The organism is Blastomonas sp. RAC04 (genome assembly GCF_001713435.1).
Taxonomy (GTDB): domain Bacteria; phylum Pseudomonadota; class Alphaproteobacteria; order Sphingomonadales; family Sphingomonadaceae; genus Blastomonas; species Blastomonas fulva.
Genome location: NZ_CP016460.1, coordinates 1112923 through 1137056 on the forward strand (window position 1 = coordinate 1112923; position 24134 = coordinate 1137056).

At 63.7% G+C, this 24134-nt stretch carries 24 protein-coding genes; 8 read left to right on the forward strand and 16 right to left on the reverse strand.

Translation table 11 applies throughout. From position 1 onward, the window contains the following. The 5 genes from BSY18_RS06405 to BSY18_RS06425 all read right to left on the reverse strand — a co-directional run bounded on the left by BSY18_RS06405 (position 1) and on the right by BSY18_RS06425 (position 5348). Positions 1-720 carry a DUF4197 domain-containing protein gene (locus BSY18_RS06405; RefSeq protein ID WP_069050038.1) on the reverse strand — a complete coding sequence of 240 codons (720 nt, stop codon included), beginning with the start codon at positions 718-720 and terminating at the stop codon, positions 1-3. 108 nt (positions 721-828) lie between these two features. Then, complete coding sequence (locus BSY18_RS06410; protein ID WP_069051746.1) at positions 829-1629, reverse strand: SDR family NAD(P)-dependent oxidoreductase; 801 nt, start codon at positions 1627-1629, stop codon at positions 829-831. Between the two features lie 5 nt (positions 1630-1634). Beyond that, on the reverse strand, positions 1635-2777 hold the full coding sequence (locus BSY18_RS06415) for an acyl-CoA dehydrogenase family protein (RefSeq protein WP_054135238.1): 1143 nt from the start codon (positions 2775-2777) through the stop codon (positions 1635-1637). A 114-nt stretch (positions 2778-2891) separates the two neighbouring features. After that, on the reverse strand, positions 2892-4028 hold the full coding sequence (locus BSY18_RS06420) for an acyl-CoA dehydrogenase family protein (protein ID WP_069050039.1): 1137 nt from the start codon (positions 4026-4028) through the stop codon (positions 2892-2894). Positions 4029-4166: 138 nt separating this feature from the next. Beyond that, positions 4167-5348, reverse strand: a complete 1182-nt coding sequence (locus BSY18_RS06425; RefSeq protein WP_069051747.1) for an acyl-CoA dehydrogenase family protein — start codon at positions 5346-5348, stop codon at positions 4167-4169. 323 nt (positions 5349-5671) lie between these two features. Here BSY18_RS06425 and BSY18_RS06430 point away from each other — a divergent pair, with 323 nt between their 5' ends. From BSY18_RS06430 to BSY18_RS06465, 8 genes are all read left to right on the forward strand, one after another. After that, positions 5672-7105: an MFS transporter gene (locus tag BSY18_RS06430; protein WP_171900184.1), complete on the forward strand. Its 1434-nt coding sequence runs from the start codon at positions 5672-5674 to the stop codon at positions 7103-7105. A gap of 25 nt (positions 7106-7130) precedes the next feature. Next, the gene (locus BSY18_RS06435; protein ID WP_054135242.1) at positions 7131-8420 is read left to right on the forward strand and encodes an acyl-CoA dehydrogenase family protein; all 1290 of its coding nucleotides are present in this window, start codon (positions 7131-7133) and stop codon (positions 8418-8420) included. An 83-nt stretch (positions 8421-8503) separates the two neighbouring features. Further along, complete coding sequence (locus BSY18_RS06440) at positions 8504-9586, forward strand: Zn-dependent alcohol dehydrogenase (protein ID WP_069050040.1); 1083 nt, start codon at positions 8504-8506, stop codon at positions 9584-9586. A gap of 22 nt (positions 9587-9608) precedes the next feature. After that, on the forward strand, positions 9609-10682 hold the full coding sequence (locus BSY18_RS06445) for a phosphotransferase family protein (RefSeq protein WP_054135244.1): 1074 nt from the start codon (positions 9609-9611) through the stop codon (positions 10680-10682). 2 nt (positions 10683-10684) lie between these two features. Further along, on the forward strand, positions 10685-11461 hold the full coding sequence (locus tag BSY18_RS06450; protein WP_069051749.1) for an SDR family NAD(P)-dependent oxidoreductase: 777 nt from the start codon (positions 10685-10687) through the stop codon (positions 11459-11461). Between the two features lie 26 nt (positions 11462-11487). Continuing rightward, the gene (locus BSY18_RS06455) at positions 11488-12279 is read left to right on the forward strand and encodes an SDR family NAD(P)-dependent oxidoreductase (RefSeq protein WP_054135245.1); all 792 of its coding nucleotides are present in this window, start codon (positions 11488-11490) and stop codon (positions 12277-12279) included. A 35-nt stretch (positions 12280-12314) separates the two neighbouring features. After that, positions 12315-13535 (forward strand): serine hydrolase domain-containing protein, encoded by a 1221-nt coding sequence (locus tag BSY18_RS06460; protein WP_069050041.1) that lies wholly within the window; start codon positions 12315-12317, stop codon positions 13533-13535. A gap of 18 nt (positions 13536-13553) precedes the next feature. Then, the gene (locus tag BSY18_RS06465; RefSeq protein ID WP_069050042.1) at positions 13554-15581 is read left to right on the forward strand and encodes a 3-hydroxyacyl-CoA dehydrogenase NAD-binding domain-containing protein; all 2028 of its coding nucleotides are present in this window, start codon (positions 13554-13556) and stop codon (positions 15579-15581) included. A gap of 57 nt (positions 15582-15638) precedes the next feature. On the opposite strand, the gene BSY18_RS06470 is transcribed toward BSY18_RS06465, so the two are convergent. From BSY18_RS06470 to BSY18_RS06520, 11 genes are all read right to left on the reverse strand, one after another. Continuing rightward, on the reverse strand, positions 15639-16385 hold the full coding sequence (locus BSY18_RS06470; protein WP_150126223.1) for a hypothetical protein: 747 nt from the start codon (positions 16383-16385) through the stop codon (positions 15639-15641). Positions 16386-16509: 124 nt separating this feature from the next. Next, entirely contained in the window at positions 16510-17220 is a 711-nt protein-coding gene (locus BSY18_RS06475; protein WP_069050043.1) for an ATP12 family chaperone protein, read from the reverse strand. A gap of 10 nt (positions 17221-17230) precedes the next feature. After that, the gene (locus BSY18_RS06480) at positions 17231-17452 is read right to left on the reverse strand and encodes a hypothetical protein (RefSeq protein ID WP_069050044.1); all 222 of its coding nucleotides are present in this window, start codon (positions 17450-17452) and stop codon (positions 17231-17233) included. Next, positions 17449-18117: an HAD-IA family hydrolase gene (locus tag BSY18_RS06485; RefSeq protein ID WP_069050045.1), complete on the reverse strand. Its 669-nt coding sequence runs from the start codon at positions 18115-18117 to the stop codon at positions 17449-17451. Before BSY18_RS06485 ends, BSY18_RS06480 begins: the two co-directional genes overlap by 4 nt. Beyond that, entirely contained in the window at positions 18114-19361 is a 1248-nt protein-coding gene (locus BSY18_RS06490; RefSeq protein ID WP_069051751.1) for an RluA family pseudouridine synthase, read from the reverse strand. The genes BSY18_RS06485 and BSY18_RS06490 overlap by 4 nt, the downstream gene beginning before the upstream one ends. 56 nt (positions 19362-19417) lie before the next feature. After that, positions 19418-19810, reverse strand: coding sequence for a fluoride efflux transporter FluC (locus BSY18_RS06495; RefSeq protein WP_069050046.1), 393 nt, complete (start codon positions 19808-19810; stop codon positions 19418-19420). Positions 19811-19907: 97 nt separating this feature from the next. Continuing rightward, entirely contained in the window at positions 19908-20138 is a 231-nt protein-coding gene (locus tag BSY18_RS06500; protein WP_069050047.1) for a hypothetical protein, read from the reverse strand. 58 nt (positions 20139-20196) lie between these two features. Further along, a complete protein-coding gene (sppA, locus tag BSY18_RS06505) occupies positions 20197-22077 on the reverse strand; it encodes a signal peptide peptidase SppA (RefSeq protein WP_069050048.1) in 1881 nt (626 codons plus the stop codon). Positions 22078-22202: 125 nt separating this feature from the next. Continuing rightward, positions 22203-22886: an NrsF family protein gene (locus tag BSY18_RS06510; protein ID WP_171900185.1), complete on the reverse strand. Its 684-nt coding sequence runs from the start codon at positions 22884-22886 to the stop codon at positions 22203-22205. 110 nt (positions 22887-22996) lie between these two features. Next, a complete protein-coding gene (locus BSY18_RS06515) occupies positions 22997-23521 on the reverse strand; it encodes a sigma-70 family RNA polymerase sigma factor (RefSeq protein WP_069050050.1) in 525 nt (174 codons plus the stop codon). A 42-nt stretch (positions 23522-23563) separates the two neighbouring features. Next, a complete protein-coding gene (locus BSY18_RS06520) occupies positions 23564-24022 on the reverse strand; it encodes a DoxX family protein (protein ID WP_083231620.1) in 459 nt (152 codons plus the stop codon). Positions 24023-24134: the final 112 nt, after the last annotated feature.

The window sequence follows — 24134 nt, forward strand, 5'->3', positions numbered from 1 at the left end:
CTATTTGCCCGTGACGGCGTCGAGCAGCTTCTGCCCGGCCTTGAGCGGGTTCTTGCGGAAATTCGATTCCTCGCGCCCGATATAGGTGAAGATGCCGGACATCGCCTGATCGGTGACGCTGTCGATCAACCCGTCGCGGCTCAGATCCACGCCAGCGAGGGCACCCAGCATGCTGCCGGTTCCGCCCCCGCGCCCAAGCGAATCGAGTTGCTTGAGCGCGCCGGTCTTGCCCAGTGCATCGCTCACCAGCGGCCGCATCTTCTGCCGCAGCACATCGCCCGAGGTCCGCCTGAGATATTGCGTGCCGCCGGTATCCCCTCCGGTGACGATGCCGACGCCATCGGTCAGCGTCATCGAATCGATCGCCGAACGGAACACCGGCTTGGCTTCCTGCGCTGCAAGTCCAGCGGCATCGTTGATCGAACGGGTAAGGTTGTTGGTAAGCCCCGCCTTGTCGGTCAGCTTCATCAGCTTGGTCGCTTTTTGCAGCGGACCTGGCAGCAGGATGCGCACGGCCTGATCGGCATAGAATGCGCCGGGCCTGGACAACTGGTCGAGCGCACTGTCGGAGGCGTTGCCAAGCAGCCCCTTCATCGATCCGCCCGCTGCCTTGCCGGCCTTTGCCTTTTGCGCGACGGCGGCGGTCGGCGCGATGATGGCACCGGCGGTGACTGCCGAGACGGCGAGCGCCAGCGCGAGAGGAATGCTCCGGAATGCCATGCTGCTCTCTCCTGCTCTTGTCCTTGCAGCAGGATGCAGCAACGCGAACCGCAGCGCCAGAGCAGGCGCTGCGATTTTACGTGTCGTCACATCGCGGTTTGAAGTGGATCAGTGCCCTTCGGGGTCGTAGCCCCCCGTGGGCACCTGCGCGTTGACGATGCCGCCATCGACCGGGATCGTGGTTCCGATGACGTAATCCCCGGCCCGGCTGGCCAGAAAGATCACCGCGCCGGAAATGTCCATCCAGTCGCCGACGCGCTTGTTGGGGACGCTCTTTGAAACCATGTCGCCATGATCGCGCGCGGCCTTGTTCATGTCAGACGGAAACGCGCCAGGGCCGATGCCGGTGACGTAGATATGATCGCGCAGCAGGCGGACTGCCATGCGCTTGGTCAGCTGGATCAGCGCCGCCTTGCTGGCCTGATAGCTGTAGGTTTCCCACGGGTTGATCCGCATTCCATCGACTGACGAAATGTTGATCACCTTCGCAGGGGTCTCGGCGGTCGCACCCGCCTTGAGCAGACCATGCAGCGCCTGGGTCAGGAAAAACGGCGACTTGACGTTGAGGTCCATCACCTTGTCCCAGCCGACTTCAGGGAAATCCTCGAACTCAGCGCCCCAGGCCGCGCCTGCGTTATTGACCAGGATGTCGAGACGGCTCTCGTGCTCGGCGAACTGTGCCGCCAGCTGGCGCGCGCCTGCGACGCTCGAGATGTCTGCGGGAAGCGAAATGCAGTTGGGGCCGAGTTCTTCCGCGGTGGCATTGCAGGCATCGGCCTTGCGCGCCGAGATATAGACCTTGGCGCCAGCGGCGATGAGGCCTTGCGCGATCATCTTGCCGATGCCGCGCGATCCGCCGGTCACGAGGGCGACCTTGCCCTTGACCGAAAACAGCTGTTCGATGTTCATCATATTCATCCTTCGTTGCGCAAGGCTTCCCTTGCGATGATGGTGCGCTGGATCTCGCTGGTTCCCTCATAGATGCGGAACAGGCGGACATCGCGGTAAAAGCGTTCGATTCCGTAATCGGCGATATAACCCGCCCCGCCGAAGATCTGCACCGCGCGATCGGCGACCCTTCCGACCATTTCGGAGGCGATCAGCTTGGCGCAGGCGCAATCCTCGGTGATCCGCTCGCCCCGGTCCTTGGCGCGGGCGGTCTGCAGCACCAAAGCCTTGGCCGCCTTGGCTTCAGCGACGCTGTCGGCGATCATCGCCTGGATCATCTGGAACTCGGCGATCGGCTTGCCGAACTGCTTGCGCTCCTTGGCATAGGCGACGCTGTCGGCAATCAGCCGCTCGGCCGCGCCAACGCAGACAGCCGAGATATGCAGCCGCCCCCGATCGAGCACGCGCATCGCGACCTTGAAGCCATCGCCTTCAGCGCCCAGCCTGTTTTCCACTGGAACGCGCACATTGTCGAAGATCACGTCGCAGACATGCGCGCCCTGCTGACCCATCTTGCGCTCGGGCTTGCCCACTGAAAGCCCTGGTAGATCGCGCGGCACCAGGAAGGCGCTCACCCCTTTGGGGCCGGGGCCGCCGGTGCGCGCCATCACGGTGAACAGGTCGGCCTTGTCGGCATTGGTGATGTAGCGCTTGGAGCCATTGAGCACATAGGAATCGCCGTCGAGCTCGGCGCGCGTTTTCACCGCGCCGCTGTCCGACCCGACATCGGGCTCGGTCAGCGCGAACGAGGTGATGATCTCACCGCTGGCGATTCTCGGCAGATACTTGGCCTTTTGCGCATCGTTGCCGTCCATCACCAGTCCCTGGCTGCCGATGCCGACATTGGTGCCGAAGGTCGATCGCATAGCAGGCGACGTGCGCCCGAGCTCGAACGCGATGCGCACCTCTTCCTCCATGTTGAGGCCCAGCCCGCCGAATTCCTCGCCGATCGACAGTCCGAAAAGCCCGAGCTCGCGCATCTCCTGCACCAGATCATCGGGGATCTCGTCGGTCTCCGACACCTGGGCTTCCAGCGGACGCAGCCGCTCGGTGACGAACCGGCGTACGCCCTCGAGCAGCGCGTCGAAGATATCGGGATCGAGTGCCATGCTTACGTTTCTCCCCTCCCCTTCAGGGGAGGGGTCGGGGGTGGGGAAATAACTTCCGCCGCCACTCCATTCCCCACCCCAACCCCTCCCCTAAAGGGGAGGGGCTCTTGGCGTTTAATACCCGAAAATTTCCGCCACCCGTCCGGCGTGGAAATTCGCATCGCCCATGAACTCGTTGAGCGCGCGGTCGCGCTTCATGTAGAAGCCGATGTCGTACTCGTCGGTCATGCCGATGCCGCCATGCATTTGCACGCCTTCGCGCACGGTCAGGTTGGTGGTGCGCCCAGCCTTGGCCTTGGCGACCGAAACGTAGATCTCGGCGCTGTCCTTGCCCTCGTCGAGCAATTGCTGTGCCTTGAGCACGGCGGCGCGGGCGATTTCCATTTCGCTGTAGAGATGCGCGGCGCGGTGCTGCAGCGCCTGGAACTCGCCGATCAGGCGCCCGAACTGCTTGCGCTGCTTGAGGTAATCGACGGTCATGTCCATCGCTCCTGCACCCACGCCGACGAGCTCTGCGGCCGAGCCTGCGCGCCCTGCACGCAGCAGCGAGGAGAGCACCTGCCAGCCGTTGTCGACTTCACCGATCACCGCATCGCCATCGACCTCGACACCGTCGAACGTGACATGCGCCGCCATCGAACTGTCGACCAGCCGGGTGCTGTCCATCGACATGTTCGCGGCGTCCTTATCGACCGCAAACAGCGTAAGCCCGTCGGTTTCACCGGGGGCGCCTGCAGTGCGCGCCGCAACGATGAGCGCATCGGCGCTCGCGCCCTGGATCACGAACTGCTTGTTGCCGGTGAGCTTGAAGCCGTTGCCCGAACGCTCGGCCTTGGTGGTGATGTGCGAAGGCCGGTGCTTGGCGCCTTCGTCGATCGCCAGCGCGAGCACGGTTTCACCGGCCAGAATGCCGGGAAAGAACTTGTCCTTGAGATGCTGCCCGCCATGGTTGAGTGCGGCAACGCCTGCGATCGCAGTGGTCAGGAACGGCGACGGCGACAGGTTGCGGCCGATCTCCTCGAGCACGACTCCCGCTTCGACATGACCGAGGCCGAGGCCACCATCGTCTTCCCCGATCAGGATTCCGGTAAAGCCCATTTCGCCGAACTGCTTCCACAGCGCGTGGCGGAAACCGTCCTTGCAGTTGTCGTCGCGCAGCTTGCGCAGATGGCTGACCGGGGCTTCCGATTTGAGGAACTCGCGCGCGCTGTCGCGCAGCATCGCCTGGTCTTCGTTGAGGTACATTGGCATGGAAATGTCTCGCAAATCTTGAGATGCGCGGTTCCCTGCGAAGGCGGGGAGCCATCTCCTGCCGGTGCACCAAACGCAACGCTCGGGAGATGGACCCCTGCTTGCGCAGGGGACCGATCAAAAAGGGCTAAATGGCGATCACGCCCCCGGCAGGTCGAGGATGCGCTTGGCGATCACGTTGAGCATCACCTCGCTGGTGCCGCCCTCGATGCTGTTCGCCTTGGTGCGCAGCCAGTTGCGCGCCTTTGCGCCGCCCTTGGAAGCTTCGCTTTCCCATTCGAGCGCGTCCGATCCGTTGCCCGCCATCACCAGCTCGTGGCGGCGCTTGTTGAGCTCGGTTCCGGCGTACTTCATCATGTTGGGCTGGGCGGGGTGGCCCTTGCCCGACTTCATCTCGTCGGTGAAGCGCTCGGCCATCGCCTTGAACGCCAGCGCATCGACATCGAACTGCGCAAGCTCCGCGCGGAGCAGGCCATCGTCGAGCTGGCCGAGGCCGTTGGTACCGATCGAACCCAGCAGCTGCGCGCCCAGCGACGGCGCGCCATCGCCGAGGCCGCCACCCGAGATCATCTCGCGCTCATGGCCCAGCAGATACTTCGCGACATCCCAGCCGCGGTTCAGTTCGCCAACGATCTGCTCCTTGGGCACCACGACGTTGTCGAAGAAGGTCTCGCAGAACGGCGAGTTGCCGCTGATCAGCTTGATCGGCTTGGTGGTGACGCCGGGCGTCTCCATGTCGAACAGCAGGAAGGAAATGCCCTGATACTTGTTGGTCTTGTCGGTGCGGACCAGGCAGAAGATCCAGTCACATTTGTCGGCATAGCTGGTCCAGATCTTCTGGCCGTTGACCACCCAATGGTCGCCCTTGTCTTCGCCGAAGGTCTGCAAGCTGACGAGGTCGGAGCCCGAACCGGGTTCCGAATAGCCTTGGCACCAGCGGATTTCGCCGCGCGCGATCTGGCCCAGATAATGCACCTTCTGCTCCTCGGTCCCGAACTGCAGCAGTGCGGGGCCGAGCATCCAGATGCCGAAGCTCGACAGCGGCGGGCGCGCGTTGATCCGCGCCATTTCCTGACGGAGGATCTTGGCCTCGCCTGCGGAGAGACCAGCGCCGCCATAGGCCTTGGGCCAGTCGGGAACGGTGTAGCCCTTGGCCACGCAGCGCTCCAGCCACTGCTTCTGCGCTTCGTTCTTGAAAGTCCAGTTGCGTCCGCCCCAGCAGACGTCATCCTCGCCGCGCACCGGCTCGCGCATCTCGGCGGGGCAGTTCGCCTCCAGCCATTCGCGCACGTCCAGTCTGAACTGATCGAGATCGCTCATCGTCATCCTCTCCCGCATGGTTTGATCCAGCGCGCGCCCTGGCCGGGAAGTTTTTCCTGCGGCCAAAACTGCGCTTCGCGACTCAGTCTATGGTGGAGCGAACCGGGCTGCAAGCCTGTTGAATCCTAGGCCGAATGCCGTAACGTCAGCGCGAGCGCGGTTGACGTTTACGGCAGGCGTCATATGGTAACCCCAAGCAAAGCAAGCGGGAGAGAATCAATGCAGCGGGCCGCCCGGTCCATAGCATGGCCAGCGCCAACAGGCGCGGCGGTGCCTCATGTCGCCCGTCGGCATCGCGCCACCCTTGGGGGCGCTTGCCACGCATGACCGATCTTGCCAGCCTGACCACCAAGCCAGTTGCCGCCCGCGTTTCGATGGGCACCAAGCTGGCCTACGGCTTCGGCTCGGTGGCCTATGGCATCAAGGACAACGGCTTTGCCGTCTTCCTGCTGATCTATTTCAACCAGGTCGTGGGGATGCCCGCCGAGCAGGTTGGGCTTGCGGTGCTGATCGCGCTGATCGCAGATGCCTTTTTCGACCCGATTGTCGGCCACAAGTCGGATGCGACGCGCAGCCGCTGGGGTCGGCGCCACCCCTGGCTCTATGCCGCTGCGCTGCCGATCGCCTTGTCGTGGTTGTTGCTTTGGAACCCGCCCGAGATCGGCAATGGCGGCCTGTTCGTCTATCTGATTGTGGTGGCCATGGCGGTTCGCTTCTCGTTCTCCGCTTATGAGGTTCCGGCGCTGGCGATGCTGCCGGAGATGACCCGCGATTATCACGAACGCACCGAGGTACTGCGCTATCGCTTCCTGTTCGGCTGGCTGGGGGGCCTTGTGATGCTCTACGCCGCCTATGCTTTGCTGCTGGTGCCCGAGCCCGGCTATGAAAATGGCGTGCTCAACCCCAATGGCTATCACCGCTATGCAGTGGCGGGCGCGATCGTCATGCTGGTCTCGGTGGTCGTCTCCGCGCTCGGCACGCACAGGTTGATGGCCAAGCCCAATACCGGCGACATCCGCCATGCCGCGCACGGCCTGGGCGATTTTGTCGCCGCGCTGAAGTTCCGGCCTTTCCAGCTGCTGCTCGCCGCGGGAATCTGCGCCTTTGCCAATCAGGGGCTGTTCTTTGCGTTGACCAACTATCTGATGCTGTACGTGTGGGAATTCCCGCAAATGGCGTTCAACATCTATCCGTTCGTGCTGTTCCTCGGCGTCGCGCTGGCGTTCGTGATCGTCGGACCGGTTTCGCGGCGCCTGGAAAAGCCGCGTACCGCCGCGATCGGCGCACTGCTGTCGCTGACGCTTGCGACGATGCCGTACTGGCTGCGTCTGGCAGGGCTGTTCCCCGACAACGGCACAACGCTGTCGATCGCGCTGGTGCTGGGGCTGATTGCGCTGTCGACAACCTTCGGCATCTGCGCGATGATGATGATCAGTTCGATGATCGCCGATGTCACCGACGCGGCCGAAGCCAGCAGCGGCAAGCGCACCGAGGGGATTTTCTTTGCCGGCTTCTTCTTCATGCAGAAGTGCATCGGCGGGCTCGGCATTCTGGCGTCTGCGCTGATCCTGTCGACCGCCGGTTTCCCCGAAAATGCCCAGCCGGGGGAAGTGGCCGCGCAGGTCATCGATCGCCTCGCAGTTACCTTTGCCATCGCCACCACGGCCATCGGCGTGTTGTGCGCCTGGTTGTTCACCCGCTTTCCGCTGGGCCGCGCCGATCATGAAGCGCGGCTTGCAGATATCGCCAATCGCTAGATCCCTATGAAAGGAAACCCGAAACATGGATTTTGATCTTACCGAGCGCCAGGCCTATTGGCGCGACCGCGTCCGCGCGTTCATCGAAAGCAACGTCCGTCCGCGCGAAAAGGACTATGACGCCCAGCAGAAGGAAGGGTCGCGCTGGAAGGTGCTGCCCGTGATCGAGGAAGAGAAGGCCAAGGCCAAGGCCGCGGGCATCTGGAACCTGTTCATGCCGCCCTCCAACCCCAATCTGGCGCATGTCGACGACAGCTTCGAATTCGATGGCCCCGGCCTCACCAACCTTGAATATGCCCTCTGCGCCGAGGAAATGGGCCGTGTCGGCATGGCGAGCGAGGTGTTCAACTGTTCGGCGCCCGACACCGGCAACATGGAAGTGCTGCACCGCTATGGCACCCGTGCGCACAAGGACGAGTGGCTCAAGCCGCTGATGGACGGCGAAATCCGCTCTGCGTTCCTGATGACCGAGCCGCAGGTTGCCTCTTCCGATGCGACCAACATCGAAACCTCGATCCGCCGCGAAGGCGACGAATATGTCATCAACGGCCGCAAATGGTGGTCGTCTGGCGCGGGCGATCCGCGCTGCAAGATCGCGATCGTGATGGGCAAGACCGATTTCGAGGCCAAGCGCCATGCTCAGCAATCGATGGTGCTGATGCCGCTCGATGCGCCCGGCGTGAACATCGTGCGCCACCTGCCGGTGTTCGGCTATGATGACGCGCCGCACGGCCATATGGAGATCGAGCTCAACAACGTTCGCATCCCGGCTTCGAACATCCTGCTGGGTGAAGGTCGCGGCTTCGAGATCGCGCAGGGTCGGCTTGGACCTGGCCGCATCCACCACTGCATGCGCACCATCGGCGTGGCCGAAGAGGCACTGGCCAAGATGGCCCGCCGTCTGCAAACCCGCGTCGCTTTCGGCAAGCGCATCTCGGAATACAGCATCTGGGATGAGCGTCTGGCCGCTGCGCGCATCGATATCGAGATGAACCGCCTGCTCTGCCTCAAGGCTGCTGACATGATGGACAAGGTCGGCAACAAGTACGCCAAGGCCGAGATCGCGATGATCAAGGTCGCCGCGCCCCGCATGGCGCTCAAGATCATCGACGATGCCATCCAGGCACATGGCGGCGCTGGTGTCAGCGAAGACTTCGGTCTCGCCAAGGCCTATGCGCATATGCGCACGCTGCGGCTTGCCGATGGCCCCGATGAGGTGCACAACCGCACCATCGCGCGGATGGAACTGGGACGCCACGGCGTGAATGATGACGACGGTGCGCTCAGCTCGGGTGATCTGGGTGTGACGCGTTGAACGTTTTTCCCTCTCCCTTAACGGGAGAGGGAAAGCCCTGCGTCAGACGGGGCAAGTTTGTGACAGGGCTTGGGAGAGCAACGATGAAAGCCGCCATCTGTTTTGAGCCCGGCAAGCCGCTGGAAGTGCGCGATGTCATCATCGACAAGCCCGGCCCGCGTGAGGTATTGATCCGCACCGCAGCGACCGGGGTTTGCCGATCCGATCTGCACTTCGTCGACGGCTCCTATCCGCATCCCCTGCCCTTCATCCCCGGCCATGAAGCCGCCGGGATTGTCGAGGCAGTGGGCGATGGCGTATCGACGGTGAAGGTCGGCGATGCGGTGGTCACCTGCCTGAGCGCCTATTGCGGCCATTGCGAATATTGCGTCACCGGGCACATGGCGCTGTGTCTGGGGGGAGACACCCGCCGCAAGCCTGGCGAACCGGCCCGGCTTCGGTTGGAGGACGGTCCGGTCAACCAGATGCTCAACCTGTCGGCCTATGCCGAGATGATGCTGATCCACGAGCATGCGTGCGTCGCGATCAATCCCGAAATGCCGCTCGACAGGGCCTGCGTCATCGGCTGTGCGGTCACCACCGGTGCGGGCGCGATCTTCAACGCGGCCGACCTGGTGCCGGGCGAGACGGTTGCCATCGTCGGCTGCGGCGGGGTCGGGCTGGCGGCGGTGAACGCCGCGAAGATTGCAGGCGCCGGGCGGATCATCGCGATCGATCCGGTGGCGGACAAACGCGCACTGGCGCACAAACTGGGTGCCACCGACATGATCGATTCGAGCTCCGAGGGCGCTGCCGAAGAGGTGATCGAGATGACCAAAGGGGGAGTCCACCACGCGATCGAGGCGGTGGGGCGTCCGGCCTCGGGGGCGATGGCGGTCAAGGTGCTGCGGCGCGGCGGCACCGCGACAATCCTCGGCATGATGCCGCTCGCCGAGAAGGTGTCGTTGAGCGCGATGGAACTGCTGCAGGGCAAGAAGCTGCAGGGTGCATTGATGGGCAACAACCGTTTTCCTGTTGAAATTCCACGGCTTGTGGAGTTCTACATGCGCGGGATGCTTGACCTCGACACCATCATTGCCGAACGCATGCCGCTCGAGCGGATCAACGAGGCGTTCGATGCGCTGCGGATCGGCGATTCCGCGCGGTCGGTGATTACATATAATTGATTGGGTGAGGATTTCAGCGATTATGGATCAGATCGACGCACAGGCGACGATGACTGGCACCATGGAAGTGCCCGAACAGGACCGCCTCGACGAGACGCGCCTGACCGCCTGGTTCGAGGCGAACGTCGAAGGCTTCGCAGGCCCGCTGTCGCTTTCCAAGTTCAAGGGTGGCCAGTCCAACCCCACCTACAAGGTTACGACACCCAACGCTGCCTATGTGCTGCGGCGCAAGCCCTTCGGACCGCTGCTCCCATCGGCGCATGCAGTCGACCGCGAATACCGCGTCCAGGCGGCTTTGTTCGATCAGGGCTTCCCGGTCTCGCGCCAGTACGGCCTGTGCGAGGACGACAGCGTCATCGGATCGATGTTCTACGTCATGGGCTTCACTGACGGCGCGAGCTATTGGGATGGCACCCTGCCCGGCAAGACGCCAGAGCAGCGCACCGCGATCTACAATGCGATGATCGATACGCTGGCGCATCTGCACAGCTTCGATCCCGTCGCCATCGGACTGGAAAGCTATGGCAAGCCGGGCAATTACTGCGCGCGGCAGATTTCGCGCTGGACCAAACAGTATCGCCTGTCCGAAACCGAGACCATTCCCGAGATGGACCAGCTGATCGAATGGCTGGAAAAGACCGTTCCCGAACAGCGCGGCTTCGGCATCGCGCATGGCGATTTCCGCATCGACAACATGATCTTCGACAAGGACGAGCCCCGCGTGCTCGCGCTGCTCGACTGGGAGCTTTCGACGCTGGGCGATCCGATCGCCGACCTGTCCTATTTTCTGATGAGCTGGGTGCAGCCCGCCGAGGGGCGCAACGGCCTGCTGGGGGTGGACGTCAAGGCGTTGGGCATCCCGACCATCGAGGAGGCGACCGCGCGTTATGTCGAGAAGGCCGGTCTCGACCATGTCCCTGACATGGACTGGTACCTCGCCTACAACCAGTTCCGCATCGCCGCGATCCTGCAGGGGATCAAGAAGCGGGTGATCGACGGTACTGCGTCGAGCGCGCAGGCCGAACAGATGGCGCAGCGCGTGATCCCGCTCGCTCAGGCCGCCTGGGAATACGCCAAGAAGGCCGGCGCGCAGTGACCATCTCCAGCTTCGACCTGACTGGCCGCGTCGCCATCATCACCGGCTCGTCGCGCGGGATCGGCGCGGCAACCGCGCGCAAGCTTGCGGCTCAGGGCGCCAAGGTGGTGATCTCGAGCCGCAAGCAGGATGCGTGCGATGCGGTCGCAGCCGAGATCAACGCGGAACATGGCGATGGCACCGCGATTGCGGTATCGGCGAGCATCTCGCGCAAGGAAGACCTGCAGAACCTCGTCGACCAGACTCGCGCGCAGCTGGGGCCGGTCGACATTCTGGTCTGCAACGCCGCGAGCAACCCCTATTACGGGCCAATGAGCGGGATCAGCGACGACCAGTTTCGCAAGATTCTCGACAACAACATTCTGTCCAACCACTGGCTGATCCAGATGGTGATCCCCGACATGCGCACTGCCGGGCGCGGATCGGTGGTCATCATTTCGTCGATCGGCGGGTTGCAGGGCACTGGCAGCATCGGCGTCTACAACATCTCCAAGGCCGCCGATTTCCAGCTGGCGCGCAATCTGGCGGTCGAGCTCGGGCCGGACAACATCCGCGTCAACTGCATCGCGCCTGGATTGATCCAGACCGACATGGCGCGCGCGCTGTGGGAGAATGAACAGGTGATGGGCCATATCCGCAGTGTTACGCCGATGCGCCGGATCGGCCAGCCCGACGAGATCGCGGGCGCGGCGGTGTTTCTCGCATCGGACGCATCGACCTATATCACCGGCCAGTCCATCGTCATCGATGGCGGCACGACAATCGCAGCGGCGCTCTGACAAGCCGCATCGGGAGGGGTAGTTTCATGGATCTTCAGGGCAAGGTTGCCATCGTCACCGGTGCTGGCAGCGGTATCGGCAGGGCCAGTTCGCTGCTGTTCGCTCAGCACGGCGCCAAGGTGATCGCCAGCGACATCACCGGCAAGCAGGACGAGACCGCAGCGCAGAACCCCGATGCGATCACCGCGATCCAGGCCGATGTCAGCAAGGAAGCCGATGTCGAGATGCTGGTCGCCAAGGCGGTCGAGCAGCATGGCAAGCTTGATGTGTTTTTTGCCAATGCGGGGATCTCGGGCGGGTTCGACGGCATCTTCGACCAGACGGTGGAAGAGTGGGAGCGCATCCTGGCGATCAACCTCATCGGCCCGTTTCTTGCGATCAAGCATGCCGGCAAGGTCATGGCCGATGCAGGCAATGGCGGTTCGATCATCTGCACGGCGTCGGTGGCGGGCCTGCGCTCGGGCGCCGGCGGCCCGGCCTACACGGCCAGCAAGGCCGGGGTCATCAATCTGGTCCGCATCGCCGCGCAGCAATTGACCGGAAGCGACGTGCGTTGCAATGCGATCTGCCCCGGCCTCATCGAGACAGGCATGACCGAGTTCATCTACACCAAGGCGCGCGAAAAAGGCTTTGAGGACAAGATCGGCCAGCTCAACCCTATGCAGCGTGGCGGCGTCCCCAACGAGATCGCCGAAGCCGCGCTGTTCCTGGCGTCGGACCGGTCCAGCTATGTCAACGGTCATGCGCTTGTCGTCGATGGCGGGCTCACCAGTTCGCACCCTTACGCCCGGCAACGCTTCGGCCAGACGGCCACCTGAGTTCACAACCCCCATGGAGCAACGGATTTTTCCAGATGAGCATTTTTGTGTCTGACCCGGCCGACTTAGGCTTCAACCAGCATTTGCTTGAGCGCATACCCGCCCATATCAACAGCAAATATCTGGAAAGCCAATGCCTGCCCCATGCTGCGCTGCTGATCGGGCGCGGGCACGAGATTGCGCATCTGTCGCTGCAGGGGGAAGCGCGACCGGGCCAGCCGTTGCAGGAAGACGCGATCTTCCGCATCGCCAGCATGACCAAGCCGATCACGTCGGTCGCGTTCATGCAGCTGGTGGAGGAAGGCCGGATTGCACTGTCCGACCCGGTGCATCGCATCCTGCCCGAATGGAGGAACCTGGGCGTGTTCGTCTCGGGCGGCGGCAACCAGCCGTTCGTCACCCGGCCGACCAGCCAGCCGATGCGGATGATCGATCTGCTGCGCCACACCTCGGGGCTCACTTACGGGTTCCAGGAACGCACGCCGATCGACGCGGCCTATCGCAAGCACAAGCTGGAAGCCTTTGCCGGCCCCGATCTGGAAGAGCTTGTCCGCATTCTCGCCGGTATCCCGCTGCAGTTCGATCCGGGCACGTCGTGGAACTACTCGATCTCGACCGACATTCTGGGGGCGATCCTGCAGCGGGTCGACAACAAGCCGCTCGATCAGATCATCGCCGATCGGGTCACCGGGCCGCTGGGCATGGTCGACACGCACTTCCAGGTTCCCGAGAGCAAGCTCGACCGCATGCCCGATTGCTTCGTCTTCCATCCCACCGAAAAGATGAAGATGTACGATCCCGGCGCGACCACCGCCTGGGGTCGCGCGCCCAGCCAGCTTTCGGGCGGCGGCGGCATGGCGTCGACGCTCGCGGATTATCATCGCTTCTGCCGGATGCTGCTTAATGGCGGAAATCTGGACGGGGTGCGGATCCTCGGTCGCAAGACGCTCGACCTGATGATCTCCAACCACCTCCCCGGTGGCGGCGACCTGACCCAGCACAGCAAGGCGCTTTTCAGCGAGGCGGAGAATGCGGGTGCGGGCTTCGGACTGGGCTTTGCCACCACGATCGATTCCGCCGCTACGGGCGTCCCGGGATCGGTGGGCGATTTCTATTGGGGCGGCATGTTCTCGACGGCATTTTTCGTCGATCCGATCGAAGACATCGTGATGATTTTCATGACCCAGCTGATGCCATCCAGCACCTATCCCATCCGGCGAGAGATCAAGACGATGCTCTACGCCGCAGTCGAATAAGCACAAGGAACACACGTCATGTCCGACTCCCCGATTTCCACCGAAAAACGCGGCGATATCCTGATCGTCACCTCCAACAATCCCCCGGTCAACGCGCTGGGCGCAGGTGTGCGTGTCGGTCTGGATGCCGCGCTGACGCAAGCTTCCGCCGATGATGGCATCAAGGCCGTGGTGCTGATCTGCGCCGGTCAGACCTTCTTTGCAGGTGCCGACATCACCGAGTTCGGCAAGCCTCCGGTTGAGCCTATCCTCACTGACCTGATCCCGAAGATCGAAGCGTTCGACAAGCCGGTGATCGCCGCGATCCACGGCACCGCGTTGGGCGGAGGTCTGGAGACAGCGCTGGGTGCGCATTACCGCGTCGCCGTGCCCTCGGCCAAGCTTGGCGTTCCCGAAGTGAAGCTGGGCCTGCTGCCCGGCGCAGGCGGCACACAGCGTCTGCCACGCGTGGTCGGGGTCAAGGCTGCACTCGAGATGACCGCCAAGGGTGATCCCATCTCCGCAACCCAGGCGCACAAATGGGGCCTGGTCGATGAACTGGCCGAGGAAGGCGCCCTGCTCGACACCGCGCTGGCGTTGGCCGAAAAGGTCAAGGCCATTCGTCCGATCCCGCGCGTCAGCGAGCGAACGATTTCGCCCGACGATGCCGCGATTGAGGCCTTCCGCAAGGAGAACGCCCGCAAGTTCCGCGGTTTTGACGCACCTGCGGCCAACATAGCCTGTGTCGAGGCTGCCACCCGGCTGCCGTTTGCCGAAGGAATCGACTTTGAACGCACCGAGTTCATGAAGCTGATGTTTGGATCGCAGTCTGCGGCGCAGCGTCACATCTTCTTTGCCGAGCGCAAGGCGAGCAAGATTGACGGCATCGCCAGCGATATCGCGCTGCGCCCGATCGCCAAGGTCGGCGTCATCGGCGCGGGCACCATGGGCGGCGGGATCACGATGAACTTCCTGTCGGCAGGCATCGCGGTAACCATCGTCGAGCAGGCCGAGGAAGCTCTGAACCGCGGTGTTGGTGTTATCCGCAAGAATTACGAGGCGAGCGCTGCCAAGGGTCGCCTGACCACCGAACAGGTCGAAAAGGCGATGGGGCTTCTCACCCCTTCCCTCTCGCTGGATGACCTGTCCGATTGCGACCTGATCATCGAGGCGATCTTCGAGAACATGGACGTCAAGAAGGAGGTGTTCGGCAAGCTTGACGCGATCGCCAAGCCCGGCGCGATCCTGGCAAGCAACACCAGCTATCTCAACGTCGACGAGATCGCCGCTTCGACCAGTCGCCCGCAGGATGTGCTGGGCATGCACTTCTTCTCGCCTGCCAATGTGATGAAACTGCTCGAAGTCGTGCGCGGCGCCAACACCGCCGACGACGTGCTCGCGACCGTCATGGCGCTGGCGAAGAAGATCAAGAAGGTCGCGGTCGTGGCTGGCGTTTGCCATGGCTTCATCGGCAACCGCATGCTGATGCCGCGTCAGGTCGAGGCCAACAAGCTGTTGATGGAAGGCGCGACGCCTGAGCAGATTGACCGCGTGCATGTCGAGTTCGGCATGCCGATGGGGCCGTTCCAGATGAGCGATCTGGCGGGCGTCGATATCGGCTGGCACCGTGACCCCACCCGCATCGAGTCGATCCGCGACGCGCTGTGCGCCGAGGACCGCTGGGGCCAGAAAAAGGGCGCGGGCTTCTATGACTATGATGAGAAGCGCAATCCTACGCCGAGCCCTCGCGTCGCCGAGATCATCGAGGACTTCCGCTCGCGCTCGAACATGCCCAAGCGCGAGATTAGTGATCAGGAGATCATCGAGCGGACGCTGTACACCATGGTCAATGAAGGCGCGATGATCCTCGAGGAAGGCATGGCGCAGCGCGCTTCCGACGTCGATGTCGTGTGGATCTACGGCTATGGCTGGCCGGTCTATCGCGGCGGCCCGATGTTCTGGGCGGGGCTGGAAGGTACCCCCAAGATCGTCGAGGGCCTCAAGAAGCACGGTTTCACGATCTCGCCGCTGCTGGCGGAAAAGGCCGAAAAGAACGAAGGCTTCTGACATGAAAAACCCCGCCGGAGATGATCCGGCGGGGTTTTCCTTTGTCAGGTGTAGCGATCAGGCTGCGCCGAGGATCGCATCCACAGCGGGCTTGTTTGCCGCGCTGACGGTACCCTTTTCGCGCAATTCAGCGCCCAGCGGCTTGGCGGCTTCGAGATAGCTCGCCTCGCCAGTCGACTGGTTGAGACCGATCAGGCTCGAGAATTCTGCATTGGCGAGATCAGCCGAAGTCGGGTCGGCCGCACGGCCTTCCTTGGCGATTGCGAGCGCCTGCTCGAAATTGGGCTTGGCCGCAGCCTTGTCCTGCTTGTTCAGGCTGAAGTTGCCCAGGTTGACGAGGATCGACACCAGCGTGCCACGCACTCCCGCATTGGCCTTGTCGGCCTGATAGACCTTCGTCCACTGGGGAGCAGCTTCGGTATACAGCGGCGCGATGGCGTCGATGTTGCCAAGCGCTCCCTGCGAGTTTGCCACGATCGTCAGCGCGCTGGCATAAAAGCCGGCATTCTGGATGTTCGCGGGGTCCCGTCCGGCGATTTCCTTGATCACCGGCAGGGCTGGTTCCAGCTTCGCGATTGTTTCGGCGTGGTTGCCAGCGGCCTGCGCCTGCTGCGCGGCGGTGAAATCGGCAATCGCCTTGTTCTGCGCTTCGGCCTGTTCGGGGGTCAGCGTCGTGGCAGGAGCCTGCGTTGTCTGTGCGGTTGCGGCGCCGTCAGCGGCAGCGGCGTCCTGTGCGAGCGCGGGCGCTCCAGCCAGCGCCATGGCGCTCGAAACGAAAAGTACGGAAATCGCAGACTTCATCATGGGGGATTTTCTCCTTGAGATGGCGTGCACGCAACCGGTCCCGAGGCCTTTGCAAGCCAGTGACACAGATCGGTTGCGGCACCGATGGATTTGACAGCAACAAAGAAGGAACGCTGGGAGCCCCCTAACGTTCCCCGCCGGTGTCCTGCGCAAGAGAGCAAAAGCGCTTGGCGTCGTCAAACGCGGCCCGACGCAGGCGGCGGGTCTCCAGCGCTTCGAAGTCCGCGCCCCATAGCTCTTCCTGCCAAAGCTCTTCCAAGCAAACCGCACGCCAAATTGTTTCGGAATCAAAGGCTTCTTGGAGCAATGCGAGTGCTGCGAGAAGCGATCCGCCGATGCTAGCAATTGTCGTCAGCCCCGCCAGGACGAAACCGTCATGCGCAGCAACAACTGATTGCAGGCGGGACAGGCTGTGCTGTGCTTGCGGTTGATGGATGATACCTGCGACCCGCACCAGCCTGATATCATAGCGATTTTCGGCCCATTGAAGGATGGGCTCCCAATCGCGCTGCTGACGTTCGGCCAGCGGCTCCCCCGGATCGGCCCGATAGCACAGCGTATCGGTCTCGCCATAGGCCACGATATCGCTCACGAACCGGTCGGGCTCGGGTATGATCCTGTCGATCGCGGCATTGGCAAAACCGGTGTGCGGCATCGAGGCGATCACGATCTCCTCGCCCTGCCCCTCCCACTCGGCCGCCACCGCTTGTGCCATCGCGCGCGTGGGCACCACCAGAGGCTGGCGCATCGGGGTCTTTACTGGGCGGCCATCCAGCAACAGGGCATGGCCATCGGCCACCGCCTGGGTGGCAACGGTCTTGTAGAAGCGCTTCATGGTATGGCGATCATTCGGATGATGGACTTTTCCAGCGCTTGACCAGGATCTGCGGGACGATCAGCATTTCGAGTATGCCGAAGAGCAGCAATCCATACCCGAATTCGCGCGGGACGCCGCTGATACGGCCATAGGTGATCGCGACCGCGAGAGCGATGGTGATGGCACCGGCCAGCCGGACCGCGCCGATAACGAAGAAGCGCGTGCGGGCCTGGCTATCTTCGGCGGTCATGCCGCGCCCTGCGCGATATGATCGAACAGCTCGTCCATCGAATAGGCGATGCTGTCCGCTCCCGCCTGGGTCAGTTCGGCAGCGTCGTGATAGCCCCAGTCGACCCCGATCGCGCGGACGTTGGCTGCAACGCCCATCGCCATGTCATAGCTGGTGTCGCCGATCATCACCGCAGCATGCGGTTCTGCGCCAGCATCGGCGAGCGCCTGATAGATCATCGACGGGTGCGGCTTGGAGGGGTGGCGGTCCGCGGTCTGCAGTGACACGAAGCGGTGCTTGATACCATGATGCGTCAGGCACAGGTCGAGCCCGCGATCCGATTTGCCGGTGGCCACCGCGAGCATCCAGCCCTGCCGGTCGAGCCGGTCGAGCAGTTCGGTCAAGCCGTCATACAGCGGTTCCTGCTGCAGCGTGCCGTTGCCGCGCAGTTCGTGAAAGGCGTTCTTGTAGTGATCGGCAAGCACGACGTGAAACTGCGGCTCGGCCTCGGGCAGCATCACGCGCATCGCTTCAACGAGCGACAGCCCGACGATGCGGCGGACGCGGTGATGGTCCGGATGCCCCAGCCCTTCGGCGGCGAAAGCCATCTCCATCGCCCGGCAGATATTGGCCTGGCTGTCGACCAGCGTCCCGTCGCAGTCGAAGATCGCAAGCCGCGTCGTCATGGGCGCCGGGGTGTCCGCTTGGGCGCGGCGCGCGGAGTGACCGGCTTGGTGCGGCCGCCCGGCTTGGCAGGGCCGCCGGTAACGGGCTTGGCCTTGCCCGCAGGCTTGCCCTTGCCGACAGGTGCAGCGGCGGTCGAGCGGCTGCGGCGCTCTCCGCGCCGTTCCTTGCGGATCGTCTTGGCGTGTGCGCGTGCCTGCTGCTTCTTGACTTCGCGGGTGGCGGGCTCGGGCGTGTCGTCGGCAAAGGCGGTTTCGCCGAGCGCCAGGTCGAAGCCTAGGCTCTCCATCGATTCGGCGAAATGCTCGGGCAATTCGGCGGTGACATCGAGCGCGGGGCCATCGGGATGCGCGATCCGCAGGCGGCGCGCGTGCAGGTGCATCTTGCGGCTAATCGTGCCGGTCAGGAACGCGTTCTGTCCGCCATATTTGCCATCGCCGACGATGGGATGGCCAATCGCCGCCATGTGGACGCGCAGCTGATGGGTGCGTCCGGTAAAGGGCTGGAGCGCGACCCAGGCGGCACGCGATCCCGCGCGCTCTATCACCTGATAGGCGGTACGCGATGGCTGGCCGTTTTCCTCGTCGACATGCATCTTTTCGCCGCCGGTCCCAGGCTGCTTGGCGAGCGGCAGCTCGATCAGGCCCGAATAGATATCGGGCACGCCGACGACCAGCGCCCAGTAGATCTTCTTGGCGTTGCGCCCGGCAAAGCGCTTGGCGAAATAGGCCGCGCTGCCCGGGGTGCGGGCGAGCAGCAGCACGCCCGAGGTGTCCTTGTCGAGCCGGTGGACCAGCCGCGGCCGAACCGCGCTGTCGAACATCAAAGCCTCGCCCAGGCCATCGACATGCGCATGGGTGCGCGTACCGCCCTGCGTCGCCAGACCCGGCGGCTTGTTGATAACCAAAGCGGCGCGATCGCGGTGGATCACCATCGATTGCGCATAAGCGATCTGATCGTCGGAGAGCGTCTTGGGCATTTCGCGTGCCACCGACCGCTCGGGTTCGACCTCTGAAGGAGGGATGCGGATCGTCTGGCCGGCGGCGATGCGGTCGCCGGGGCCAACGCGCTTGCCATCAAGACGGATCTGTCCGGTGCGCGCCCAGCGCGAGACCAGGTTGAAGTTCACGTCGGGCAGATGGCGGTGGAACCAGCGGTCGAGCCGGATGCCGTCGTCATCGGTATCGATGGTGAACTGGCGTGCCTCGCTCGCGCCGTGAATGGCCGCGGCGGGCGCCGCCGGCATGCGCTTGCGCGCGGGCGCAGCAGCACGCCTTGCGGGTGTCTTGCCAACAGGAGGCTTCATGTCAGGCCCCGTGTGATGGCGTATCCGGCAGCGAGCGCGGCAAGCGACAGGCTGACCGACAGCAGCGCATAGCCCAGCGCCAGAGCCATCTGTCCACGTTCGATCATCTGGAACATCTCGAGGCTGAAGGCCGAAAATGTCGTGAAGCCGCCAAGCACGCCGACAGCAGCGAAATGGCGTATCGGCTCGCCCACATGTCCGCGCAGAACAAGCGCCGCGACCACGCCCATGGCGAACCCGCCGATGACGTTGACGCCAAGCGTGGCGAAGGGATAGCCGGTGTGGCCCAGCCGCACCGCTAGCTGTGTGCCGTGGAATCGCAGCGCGGCGCCCAAAGCGCCGCCTGCCATCACCAGTCCGGTGGCCTTGTAAGTAAGATGAACGTCCATCCGGCCTGCCTTAGCGGGATTGGACGCTTATTGGCTAGGTCTATTCGATCCCCTGCCCGGATCGACCGCACTTTGCAGCACGGTCCATCTTGGGAAATCAGGCCGAATGGCCGTCGCGCGCAGCAGCTTCGGCCTTGGCGAGGTCCTCAGCTTCGGCGCCATCGAGCGCGTCGGCGGCTTCGCGGGCCTTGTCGGCGACCCGGTCCTTGTCGGCGGCGAATTCTTCCTGCGCTTCGCGATAATTCTGCGCGGCCTTGTAGTTGCCTTCGCCGAATTCCTTGCCGTCATTGGGGTGCTGGTCGTTCTGCTGGTCGGACGGGTTGGCCATGGATGATCTCCTGCGTAACGGTGAAAAGCTGTACCCATCGCTACGCAGTCGATCGGGCTCAGGTTCCCTTGAGGCTCAACATCTGCGCGAGCCAGCCGAGCTCTGCCCGCGCGGACGTCCGCGGTGGGAGAGCGCCCGAGCATTCCAGGCACCATGCCTGCACGCCCTGGGTCCCGCCGAGCACGTTGAGATCGCCGATCACCTGCCCCAGCGCCGCCTGCTGTTGCCAGGCGAGCTGCGCGACAAGTCCATGGGCCTGCTGGCTGTCCTCGGTCGGACCGAACATGCCGGAGACGAACTGTTCGAAGGCATCGGGCTCGGTTTGCAGATAGCGCACCGAATAGCCGTCATCCTTGAGCTTGGCGCGCTTCGCCGCCTCGGCAATCGCATCGTCGATCGACCCGAAGCGGTCGACCAGCTTGATCTGGCGGGCGGTGCCGCCATCCCAGACCCGGCCCTGCGCGATCTGGTCGACCTGTGCAGGGGTCATCCCTCGCGCCTTGCCGACCAGTCCCAGAAACCGGCGATAGTCATGCTCGATCGTGCCCTGGATGAAGGTGTCGACGGTGCTGTTGAAGCCGCCGAACACATCGGGCTGGCCCGACAGATCGGTGGTGGCAACGCCATCTGCCTTCACGCCATAGTCGGCAAGCGCGCGCTCGAAGCTCGGCAGCACGGCAAAGATGCCGATCGATCCGGTGATCGTCGAAGGCTCGGCAAAGATGGTATCGCCTGCCGTCGCGACCCAATAGCCGCCGCTGGCTGCGACGTTGCCCATCGAAATGACCACGGGGATCTTCCTGCCGCGATATGTCTCGATAGCTCGGCGGATCTGTTCCGACGCGAACGCCGAACCACCCGGCGAATCGACGCGAACCACCAGCGCCTTCAGGTTGTCGCGCTGCAGCCCTTCGTGCAGCAGCTTTTCGATACGGTCGCCGCCTGCGGTTCCGGGTCCGGCCTCGCCATCGACGATCGTGCCCGCGATGGTGATAACCCCGACCTCATCGCCGCCGGTCTTGGCAGGATTGGCCGCGACCCAGTCGCCCAGGCTGGTGTGCTTGAAAGCGCCTGGCCCCTCGTCCTCGTCTGCCCCGGCGAGCGCTGCGACGCGCTTGCCGAACGCCGTGCGGTCGCCGACCTTGTCGATGATCTTGCGGTCGGTCGCAAGCTTGACCAGATCGCCGTTCGCTGCGGTGACCGCGGCGGCGGGATCGGCGATATAGCTCGCCAGATCCGCCTTGGGCCGCGCCTTCTTCACATTGGCCTGCCAGTTGGCCCAGATCGGCTGATACACCGCAAGCAGCGCCTGCTTGGCTTCGGGTGACTGGTCGGACCGCAGATAGGGTTCGACAGCGCTCTTGAACGTGCCGACCCGATAGACATGCGCCGTCACCTTGAAGCGGTCGAGGAAGTCCTTGTAATACAGGCGCGATCCCCCCGGTCCGGTGAAGGCTGCGCCGCCCATCGGATCGATCCAGATCTCGCTGGCATGCGCTGCCAGCAGATAGGCGGAATCGCTGTAGAAGGTCGCAAAAGTGTAAACCGGCTTGCCCTTGGCCTTGGCGCGGCCAATCGCCTCGCCGATCTGCTCGAGCGAAACCTGCCCGCCGCCCATGAACCGGTCGAGATCGAGCGCGATGACCTTGATGCGGTCATCTTCAGCTGCGGTGTCGATGGCGCGGATAACGTCGCGCTCGCGGAACTGCTTGAGCGGCGCCTGGCCGCCGAGCAGCGTGGCGATGGGGTCGATATTCTCGGGCTCCTCAACGATCACACCGTCCAGCTTGACCAGCAAAGCGCCTTCGGTCACCGCGGCGGGATTGGGCCGCGACGACAGCGCGGCAAGGATGATCCCGAAGAACAACAGCATGGCCAGCAGGACGAGCCCGTCCTTGATGGCCACCAGCACCTTCCAGGCGCCTTTGACAAAACCCATGATCCAAAAAGCTCCGCTGCGGGCGGATGTGCCCCATACCTGTATCTAGGGGGCGTTGATGCCAAATGCCACCGCTTCGCGCGACAGACGGCGAACAGCGTTCGATAACCGACGTGGCGAACGGTTCACCAGCGCAGAACCCGGGGTACGATGAGCCGCCCGGCGATGGCGCAGCCGGCAATCGCCAGTGTGTACCACGTGCCGATGTACATCACGACATTCTCGCTGCAGCTGATCGAGTAGGCAGCAGCGCCCAGACTGCCGGATGCGAGCCCGACCAGCCATCCCGAGCGGTTGGGCGAGACGGGGGCACCGCGCTTCATCCAAACCGTCATCGCGGTGCCGATGAATGCCGCGCACAGCGCGCTCATCCGAAGGCACTGCATGCCGTATTGCGGATCGAGAAACCTGCGGGCGTCGTCCAGCGAGCGGACATCGCCGATCCACACCCCTATCGCGCCCAGCGGGAAGACCGAGGCGATGGCAAGAGTCCATGTCCAGAACGTGCGGCGGGCGCCGCCGATCGACGGGCTGGCCGATGACAGCGCTGCTGCCGCTGCAGCGGTCCCCAGGCCCAGCAGCGTCGCCGAGCGCGCGATGAACATCCAGTGCGGCACGCCATTGGCGACATCGCCCCGCACGCCAAGGCCAAAGCCGATCGCCAGACCGCAAATCGCCATCATCGCGAGCGCAATCGCCAGGCCCTCGCGCACCCGCAACCGGCGCACGGGCACAAGTTCGCCTGCCAGCCTGTCGATATCCAAGAGGTCCACCCCGGGTTTGCCCGGAGTGGAGGCATCATGCTGCATGATCAGATCCAATTCGTGTTGCGCTGTACGGGACATACCGGAGCGCAGACGGTGACGCCTTGCAGGCATCCAACAGGTTCCAGACGAGTTCGTGGCGGTGAGCCATGGGGTTACACTTTCTCGATCATCGCGCTCATCCGGCGGATACCGCGATGGATGTTGACCTTGACCAGCGATTCCGATTGGCCGGTGCGCGCAGCGGCTTCGCTGATGCTGTAGCCTGCGATCTTGACCAGCCGGATCACTTCGGCTTGCCGGTCGGGCAACTGCAGCAGCAGCGCATCGACGCTGAGCATGTCGACTACAGACTCGTCCTGCGGTGCGGCGTGCAGGGCTTCATCGAGTCCGGTTTCGCTGGCGCGATAGACCTTGCGCAGGTGATCGATCCATCGGTAGCGGCCGATCGCGGCCAGCCAGGGCAGGAAGGCCCGCTCGCCGTCATAGCTCGCGCGCTTGCGGTGCACCGAGATCAGCGTCTCCTGCACCAGATCGTCGATCTGCGATGGGGGAATCCGCCGGGCGAAATAACGTGTCAGCCACATCTGGCACGCGCGCAGCAGGCGCGCATAGGCTTGCCGGTCGCCTGCCTGGGCAGCCAGCATCAATTGCCGCAGCGTGTCATCCTCACTGGCCATGTGGGTTCGAAATCTACGCGGCCAGCGGAGAAGCGGCAAGCATCAGCGCAGCGCCACCCTGGCATTGCTCGACCGGTCAAAGGCCCGGTCGAGCGCAAACAGTCCTCCGCCGCGTGCCAGCAGCACCAGCACGAGGCCGAACCACAGCACATGCGGATTCCAGAACGCTTCGGGATAGACGAACAGCTGGATCACTGCCGTCATGACGAGCAACCCCGCCGCGCCGAACCGCGTCGCCAGCCCCAGCATCACCAGCGCAGCCAGGGCATGCTCGGCATAGGTCGCAATGACGCCGGTGATCTCGGGCACGGGCATGTGGTATTCGTCGCGAAACAGATCGAAGGTGATGGGATCGATCTCCAGCCAGCTTCCGTCGACGATCTTGGTGCGCGCCGAACGCCAGAACTGCGCCGCAAGCGCCAGCCGCACAACCAGAAGGGCAACCCCCTCGAACAACCGTGTATCAAGCAGCGCAAGGGGGCGCTGGAGCAGAGACATCATGGGCAAGGCTTCCATATGGGCCTGAAACATCAGAGGCATTGGAAGTTCGGGAAGGCCATCTGCCCGTCACCGCGCGCCTCAACGGATGTCCGTTGCTGCCGGAACGCGCCTG

Bases quoted from the DNA above. Each gene is read 5' to 3' on its own strand.
- BSY18_RS06410 (WP_069051746.1), bottom strand. From the start codon at position 1,629: ATGAACATCGAACAGCTGTTTTCGGTCAAGGGCAAGGTCGCCCTCGTG.
- BSY18_RS06430 (WP_171900184.1), top strand. From the start codon at position 5,672: ATGACCGATCTTGCCAGCCTGACCACCAAGCCAGTTGCCGCCCGCGTT.
- BSY18_RS06495 (WP_069050046.1), bottom strand. From the start codon at position 19,810: ATGGACGTTCATCTTACTTACAAGGCCACCGGACTGGTGATGGCAGGC.
- BSY18_RS06480 (WP_069050044.1), bottom strand. From the start codon at position 17,452: ATGACCGCCGAAGATAGCCAGGCCCGCACGCGCTTCTTCGTTATCGGC.
- BSY18_RS06515 (WP_069050050.1), bottom strand. From the start codon at position 23,521: ATGGCCAGTGAGGATGACACGCTGCGGCAATTGATGCTGGCTGCCCAG.
- BSY18_RS06445 (WP_054135244.1), top strand. From the start codon at position 9,609: ATGGATCAGATCGACGCACAGGCGACGATGACTGGCACCATGGAAGTG.
- BSY18_RS06490 (WP_069051751.1), bottom strand. From the start codon at position 19,361: ATGCCGGCGGCGCCCGCCGCGGCCATTCACGGCGCGAGCGAGGCACGC.
- BSY18_RS06435 (WP_054135242.1), top strand. From the start codon at position 7,131: ATGGATTTTGATCTTACCGAGCGCCAGGCCTATTGGCGCGACCGCGTC.
- BSY18_RS06420 (WP_069050039.1), bottom strand. From the start codon at position 4,028: ATGCCAATGTACCTCAACGAAGACCAGGCGATGCTGCGCGACAGCGCG.
- BSY18_RS06440 (WP_069050040.1), top strand. From the start codon at position 8,504: ATGAAAGCCGCCATCTGTTTTGAGCCCGGCAAGCCGCTGGAAGTGCGC.
- BSY18_RS06470 (WP_150126223.1), bottom strand. From the start codon at position 16,385: ATGATGAAGTCTGCGATTTCCGTACTTTTCGTTTCGAGCGCCATGGCG.
- BSY18_RS06520 (WP_083231620.1), bottom strand. From the start codon at position 24,022: ATGATGTCTCTGCTCCAGCGCCCCCTTGCGCTGCTTGATACACGGTTG.
- sppA (WP_069050048.1), bottom strand. From the start codon at position 22,077: ATGGGTTTTGTCAAAGGCGCCTGGAAGGTGCTGGTGGCCATCAAGGAC.
- BSY18_RS06510 (WP_171900185.1), bottom strand. From the start codon at position 22,886: ATGCAGCATGATGCCTCCACTCCGGGCAAACCCGGGGTGGACCTCTTG.
- BSY18_RS06415 (WP_054135238.1), bottom strand. From the start codon at position 2,777: ATGGCACTCGATCCCGATATCTTCGACGCGCTGCTCGAGGGCGTACGC.
- BSY18_RS06425 (WP_069051747.1), bottom strand. From the start codon at position 5,348: ATGAGCGATCTCGATCAGTTCAGACTGGACGTGCGCGAATGGCTGGAG.
- BSY18_RS06460 (WP_069050041.1), top strand. From the start codon at position 12,315: ATGAGCATTTTTGTGTCTGACCCGGCCGACTTAGGCTTCAACCAGCAT.
- BSY18_RS06465 (WP_069050042.1), top strand. From the start codon at position 13,554: ATGTCCGACTCCCCGATTTCCACCGAAAAACGCGGCGATATCCTGATC.
- BSY18_RS06475 (WP_069050043.1), bottom strand. From the start codon at position 17,220: ATGAAGCGCTTCTACAAGACCGTTGCCACCCAGGCGGTGGCCGATGGC.
- BSY18_RS06405 (WP_069050038.1), bottom strand. From the start codon at position 720: ATGGCATTCCGGAGCATTCCTCTCGCGCTGGCGCTCGCCGTCTCGGCA.
- BSY18_RS06500 (WP_069050047.1), bottom strand. From the start codon at position 20,138: ATGGCCAACCCGTCCGACCAGCAGAACGACCAGCACCCCAATGACGGC.
- BSY18_RS06485 (WP_069050045.1), bottom strand. From the start codon at position 18,117: ATGACGACGCGGCTTGCGATCTTCGACTGCGACGGGACGCTGGTCGAC.
- BSY18_RS06455 (WP_054135245.1), top strand. From the start codon at position 11,488: ATGGATCTTCAGGGCAAGGTTGCCATCGTCACCGGTGCTGGCAGCGGT.